The organism is Streptomyces sp. NPDC055506 (assembly GCF_053643595.1).
In genome coordinates this window covers 1-6,273 of sequence record NZ_JBSHKH010000227.1, presented here as the reverse complement: position 1 = coordinate 6,273, position 6,273 = coordinate 1, and the positions used below count along the sequence as shown (strand labels likewise).

5 protein-coding genes are annotated in these 6,273 nt (G+C 70.8%); 3 read left to right on the top strand and 2 right to left on the bottom strand.

Translation table 11 applies throughout. The features are described from left to right. Positions 1-165 precede the first annotated feature (165 nt). The gene (ctaC, locus tag ACWIF2_RS39660; protein WP_391104919.1) at positions 166-1,131 is read right to left on the bottom strand and encodes an aa3-type cytochrome oxidase subunit II; all 966 of its coding nucleotides are present in this window, start codon (positions 1,129-1,131) and stop codon (positions 166-168) included. Between the two features lie 264 nt (positions 1,132-1,395). Here ctaC and ACWIF2_RS39655 point away from each other — a divergent pair, with 264 nt between their 5' ends. Further along, entirely contained in the window at positions 1,396-2,772 is a 1,377-nt protein-coding gene (locus ACWIF2_RS39655) for an aminotransferase class V-fold PLP-dependent enzyme (RefSeq protein ID WP_454366431.1), read from the top strand. Positions 2,773-2,837: 65 nt separating this feature from the next. Here the strand turns inward: ACWIF2_RS39655 and ACWIF2_RS39650 are convergent, their stop codons facing one another. After that, complete coding sequence (locus ACWIF2_RS39650; RefSeq protein ID WP_454366429.1) at positions 2,838-3,812, bottom strand: carbohydrate kinase family protein; 975 nt, start codon at positions 3,810-3,812, stop codon at positions 2,838-2,840. A gap of 132 nt (positions 3,813-3,944) precedes the next feature. Here ACWIF2_RS39650 and ACWIF2_RS39645 point away from each other — a divergent pair, with 132 nt between their 5' ends. Together ACWIF2_RS39645 and ACWIF2_RS39640 are read left to right on the top strand one after the other, a co-directional pair. Continuing rightward, positions 3,945-4,154 (top strand): hypothetical protein, encoded by a 210-nt coding sequence (locus tag ACWIF2_RS39645; RefSeq protein ID WP_189724603.1) that lies wholly within the window; start codon positions 3,945-3,947, stop codon positions 4,152-4,154. Between the two features lie 145 nt (positions 4,155-4,299). Further along, entirely contained in the window at positions 4,300-6,255 is a 1,956-nt protein-coding gene (locus ACWIF2_RS39640) for a hypothetical protein (protein WP_454366427.1), read from the top strand. Positions 6,256-6,273: the final 18 nt, after the last annotated feature.

Here is a 6,273-nt window from a genome sequence, read left to right as displayed (position 1 = left end):
CGAAGAACGCGAACGACGTCGCCAGGTACAGCGTGCCGATCGTCTTGTGGTCCGTCGTCGTCAGCCACTTGACCACGACACTGCCGCGGTTCTGGCGCCTGACCGGCAACTCGTCCGCATAGTGGGACCCTGCTGCCGCGGCACCCTGGGGTTCGTTGAGGATGCTCACAGGTTGTTCGTCTCCCGGTTCTTCTCGTGGCTCGTCTGCGCGATGCCGGCAGGAACGTAACCGTTCTGCTGCTTGTCCACGAGGTCCTTGAGGTGCTGCTCGTAGCGCTCGGGGGAGACGACCTTCACGTTGAACAGCATCCGAGAGTGGTCGACGCCGCAGAGCTCGGCGCACTTGCCCAGGAAGGTGCCCTCCTTGTTGGGGGTCACCTCGAAGGCGTTGGTGTGGCCCGGGATGACGTCCTGCTTCATCAGGAACGGCACCACCCAGAAGGAGTGGATGACGTCACGCGAGGTCAGCACGAAGCGGACCGTCTTGCCCTTGGGCAGCCAGAGCGTCGGACCGGGGTTGTTGGTCTGCGGGTTCCGCGTACCGGGGGTACCGCAGTCGTAGGCGCCGCCGGCGTTGGCCGGGAAGTCTTCCTTGAACCGGTCCGGGATCGCGTCCAGGTCCTTGGAGGTCTTGGCGTCACCGGTGGAACCCGCGACGGGCTCGATGTAGTTGAAGCACCAGCTCCACTGGAAGCCGACCACGTTGACCGTGACGTCGGGCTTCTTCTTGAGGCTGAGCAGCTCGGACTCGTCACGAGCGGTGAAGTAGAACAGCACCGAGACGATGATGAGCGGGACCACGGTGTACAGCGCCTCGATGGGCATGTTGTACCGGGTCTGTGGGGGAACTTCGACCTTGGTGCGGCTGCGCCGGTGGAAGAAAGCACTCCACAGGATCAGACCCCACACCAGCACGCCGACGGCGAGCGCAGCCGCCCAGGACCCCTGCCACAGGGAGAGGATCCGCGGAGCCTCTTCCGTGGTCGGGGTGGGCATACCAAGGCGGGGGAAGTCTTCCCAGTTGTACGAGCAACCGGTGGCTGTCGCCAGGACCAGGCCCGCGGTCATGCCTTGCAGCAGCTTCCGCCGCATCGGGCGCCGCGGCGAGCGGTCGGAGCCGTTGGGACTCACGTAGCGCCTTCCCGAGAGTCTCGCCCGCGCGGTCGGCTGCGGCCTGGCCTTCTCGCTGGTCGGTCGCCGCCCTGCGTCGGGCAGGGGTTTGGATGTTTATGCGGACCAAACCCTAGCCGACGCCCTCCGGGGGTTCTCTAGGAGGGGTGCCTAGTGGGGTGGGGTGTTCGCTTGTTTGGCGGGTGCGGGCTTGATTGTGGTTGTTCGCGCAGTTCCCCGCGCCCCTGAGGCACACTCCACTGCTCGGCGATTTAGCGTTGCTGTGTGGCCTACTTCGATGCTGCTTCTGGTGCTCCGCTTCATTCTGTTGCGCGGCAGGCTCTGCTGGCCTCTCTCGATGAGGGGTGGGCGGATCCCGCGCGGCTGTACAGGGAGGGGCGACGGGCACGGATGCTGTTGGACGCCGCTCGGGAGGCCGCTGCCGAGGCGGTGGGGTGCCGGGCGGACGAGCTGGTGTTCACCTCGTCCGGAACGCGTGCCGTGCATGCGGGGATTGCGGGGGCGCTGGCCGGGCGGCGGCGGGCCGGGCGCCACCTGATCGTGTCGGCGGTCGAACATTCTTCGGTACTCCATTCGGCCGAGGTGCACGCGGCGGGCGGCGGTTCCGTCACCCAGGTGCCGGTCGACCGGGGCGGGGCGGTGGATCCGGCGGCGTACGGCGATGCCCTGCGCGGGGACACCGCGCTGGCCTGTCTCCAGTCGGCCAATCACGAGGTGGGGACGGAGCAGCCCGTCGCGGCGGTGGCCGAGCGGTGCCGGGAGGCCGGGGTGCCGTTGCTGGTGGATGCCGCGCAGTCGCTCGGGTGGGGGCCGGTGGAAGGGGACTGGTCGTTGCTCGCGGCCAGTGCGCACAAGTGGGGCGGGCCGTCGGGGGTCGGGCTGCTCGTGGTGCGCAAGGGCGTGCGGTTCTCGGCGCAAGGGCCGGTGGACGAGCGGGAGTCGGGGCGGGCGGCCGGTTTCGAGAACATCCCGGCGATCGTGGCCGCGGCGGCTTCGCTGCGGGCCGTACGGGTGGAGACGGCCGGGGAGTCCGCCCGGCTGCGGGAGCTGACGGAGCGGATCCGGGCCCGGGTGCCGGGGCTGGTGCCCGATGTCGAGGTGGTCGGGGATCCGGTGCACCGGCTGCCCGGGGTCGTCACCTTCTCCTGTCTCTATGTCGACGGAGAGGCGCTGCTGCACGAGCTGGACCGGGAGGGGTTCTCGGTCTCCTCCGGATCGTCCTGCACGAGCAGCACGCTGACGCCGAGCCATGTGCTGCGGGCGATGGGTGTGCTGAGCGAGGGGAATGTGCGGGTGTCGCTGCCGCCGGGGGCGGCGCAGGAGGATGTGGAGCGCTTCCTGGAGGTGCTTCCCCGGGCGGTGGCCGCGGTGCGGGAGAAGCTGGGGGCGCCCTCCGAGACGGTGGTGCGGGAGGCCGACGTGCTGGTCGTGGACTCGCTGGGCAAGAGGTGCCCGATTCCGGTCATCGAGCTCGCCAAGGTCATCGGCGATGTGCCGGTGGGCGGCCTGGTGCGGGTCCTGTCGGATGACGAGGCGGCGCGGCTGGACATTCCCGCGTGGTGCGAGATGCGGGGCCAGGAGTACGTAGGGGAGAAACCGGCGGACCAAGGAACGGCGTACACGATCCGCCGGGTGAGCTGAACGCCCCTGTTCAGGGGCGCGGGGAACTGCGCGACCAGCCCCCACGCACCCGCACTCGGCGACGGTCAGGCCAGATGCCCCTGCACTTCCACCGCCGCCTCATCCCCATACGCCTTGGTGAACCGCTCCATGAAGTGCCCACGCCGCAGCTGGTACTCCTGCGTACCCACCGTCTCGATGACGAGAGTCGCCAGCATGCAGCCGACCTGCGCGGCCCGCTCCAGGGAGACGCCCCAGGCGAGGCCCGACATGAAGCCCGCGCGGAACGCGTCGCCGACGCCCGTGGGGTCGGCCTTGCGCTCCTCGTCCGGCGTGCCGACCTCGATCGGGTCCTCGCCGACCCGCTCGATGCGGACGCCGCGCGCGCCGAGGGTGGTCACCCGGTGGCCCACCCGGGACAGGATCTCAGCGTCACTCCAGCCGGTCTTGTTCTCGATGAGGCCCTTCTCGTACTCGTTGGAGAAGAGGTACGTCGCCCCGTCCAGCAGGATGCGGATCTCCTCGCCGTCCATCCGGGCGATCTGCTGGGAGAAGTCGGCGGCGAACGGGATGGACCGGGAGCGGCACTCCTCGGTGTGGCGGAGCATCGCCTCCGGGTCGTCCGCGCCGATGGAGACCAGGTCGAGTCCGCCGACCCGGTCGGCGACGGTCTTCAGCTCGATGAGGCGGGCCTCGCTCATGGCGCCCGTATAGAAGGAGCCGATCTGGTTGTGGTCGGCGTCGGTCGTGCACACGAAGCGGGCGGTGTGCAGCGTGTCGGAGATGCGGACGGAGTCGGTGTCGACGCCGTGCCGGTCGAGCCAGGCGCGGTACTCGTCGAAGTCCGCGCCCGCGGCGCCGACCAGGATCGGCCGGGTGCCGAGCTGTCCCATGCCGAACGCGATGTTCGCGGCGACGCCGCCGCGGCGGACGTCGAGCTTGTCGACCAGGAACGACAGCGAGACCGTGTGCAGCTGGTCCGCGACGAGCTGGTCGGCGAAGCGGCCGGGGAAGGTCATGAGGTGGTCGGTGGCGATGGAGCCGGTGACTGCGATGCGCACGGCGTGGATTCTCCTGAGGGAGGCGGGCCTTGACACTTCACGCTATCGGGTGGACGGGGCAGCTCTGAAGGCAACGAAACTACCCGATAGTAGATCTTTCTCCGCGAGCTCGAGCGTGCCTACGGTGCCGTTATGACGAACCTCAAGGTCCAGGCACCCGTTCCGGTCGACCTCGAAGGCGATCTGGCGTCGCTGCCGGGTGACGGGGCGCGGATGGCTCCCCACTGGGCGGCTCCCGACCGGATCGCGTCCCGGCCCGTCTCCCCGGCCCTGATTCACGGTGTGACCGTACCCCCGGCGTCGGCCCGGCTGCTCGACGCCATGTCGGACTACGGGGACTGAGCGGGCCCCTGCGGGAACCGTGTGCTCCCCCGCTGCGTCCCATCGCTGTCCCCCGTAAAGGGGAGGCGGGATACGACCCACCAGCCGCCCGTGTGTGACCGGTCCGGGTCCTATGGGATGGCTGTGCAGCCGAAGGAGCGATGCGGTGAACACCGAGCGACCCGACCACGACGACGACGCCAGGGAAGCGGGCGGCGCAGGAGCCGCCGCCGACCCTGCCCGGGACATCGGGGGCGTCTCCGACGGTGAACGGGGTTCGGCGGACGCGCAGGACGAGACGGAGGCGGGTTCGGCTTCCGCCGAGGACGGGGGCTCGGCGGACGCCCAGAACGAGGCGGAGTCCGGCGAGGGCGCCGACGCCGAAGCCGGCCAGGATTCCGAGGCTCCGGGCGCCGAGTCCCGTGAGGCCGACACGCCCGAGGTCGCCGAGACGGAGCAGGCCGCTGAGGCCGACCCGGCCCCTGAAGCCTCGGCCGACGACACGGCGAAGGCAGCGGCAGCGGCAGCGGCAGCGGCAGCCGCACCGGAACCCGAGGCCGGCACCGAGAGCACCGGCGTCGACGAAGCCGACTCGGCCCCGGACCGGGCGGCAGGCGCGGCAGACGCGGCAGCCACCGAGGTGCCGGACAACGATCTGCCCCGCGACCAGGAGGAACTGGCCCACCCGGGCGGCGGGCGGCCCCGGACGCCCGCGATCATCGCCGTCGCCGCGGCAGCCGTGCTGTTGATCGGCGGGGGCGGAGCCTGGCTCGCCACCAACGTGTCCGGCGGGTCGGGCGGCGGACAGACGTCCGGCGCCCCCGGTGGGGACGACACTCCCCCGCCGCTCGCGCTCGACGGGTACTCGGAATCGACCTCCGGCGAGGGCAACGGCATCGCGCCCGGCGAGCCCAACCCCTACGGCGCCACCTACAAGCTCGGCGGCACGCTGCCGGACGGCCCCGGCGAAGCCCCGGTGTACCGGGCGCGGGGCGAGGTGACCAAGGAGGACGTGGCCCGGCTGGCGAAGGCCCTCGGGGTCGAGGGGACGCCGGTGGCACAGGGCGAGGCCTGGAAGGTCGGGGCCGGTCAGGACGGTTCGGGACCGAACCTCCAGGTGAACAAGCAGGCGCCGGGAGCCTGGACGTTCAACCGCTACGCCCCGGGCACCGACAACTGCAAGGGCACCGACACCTGCACGGCTCCGCAGTCCGGCGGCACCCCGGTGAGCGAGGCGGAGGCCGAGAAGGCCGCGGCGCCCGTGCTGAAGGCGCTGGGTCAGGACGACGCGAAGCTCGACGCGAGCCAGGTCATGGGCGCCCAGCGGGTGGTGAACGCCGCTCCCGAGGTCGGCGGGCTGCCGACCCACGGCTGGAACACCGGGGTCACGGTCGGCGCCGAGGGCGAGGTCGTAGGCGGCAGCGGTCAGCTGAAGGCGCCGGTGAAGGGGGACACGTACCCCGTGGTCAGCGCCAAGAAGGCGCTGGAGCTGATGGAGACCCGGCCGAAGACCGACCACCGGATGGGCATCGGCGGCTGCGCCAGTGCCGTGCCGCTGAAGGACCGGCTGGAGCAGCCCTGCGGATCGCCGGCGAGCGGCGCTCCGGAGCAGGACTCGGTCACGGTCGAGAACGCGGTGTTCGGACTGGCCTCGCACTTCGTGGACGGCCGCCAGGCGCTGGTGCCGTCCTGGCTGTTCGAGGTGACGGCGCCGGGTGCGAAGGACCCGTTCACGGTGACGTACCCGGCGGTCGACCCGAAGTATCTGACCTCCGCTACGCCGAGCGAGCCGAGTGACAAGCCGACGTCGACGCCCGGGCCGCGCAACGTAGAGGTGGACGGCTACCGGGCCGAGGGGTCGGAACTGACCGTGTCCTTCACGGGCGGGGTGTGCGCCGACTACGACGTGAAGGCGAGCGAGAAGGGCGACGAGGTGACGGTCGAGGTGACCTCGACCGCGTGGCCGGACAAGGTCTGCATCATGATCGCGAAGCAGTTCCAGAAGACCGTGCAGCTGGACGAGCCGCTGGGTGACCGTGCGGTCGTGGGCTCGGACGGCAAGGCGGTCCCGCTGGCCAAGGAGGGCGCCCGGCTGCCGGCTCCCCCGACGCGGGAGCGCTAGGAGCCCCGGTCAGGTAGC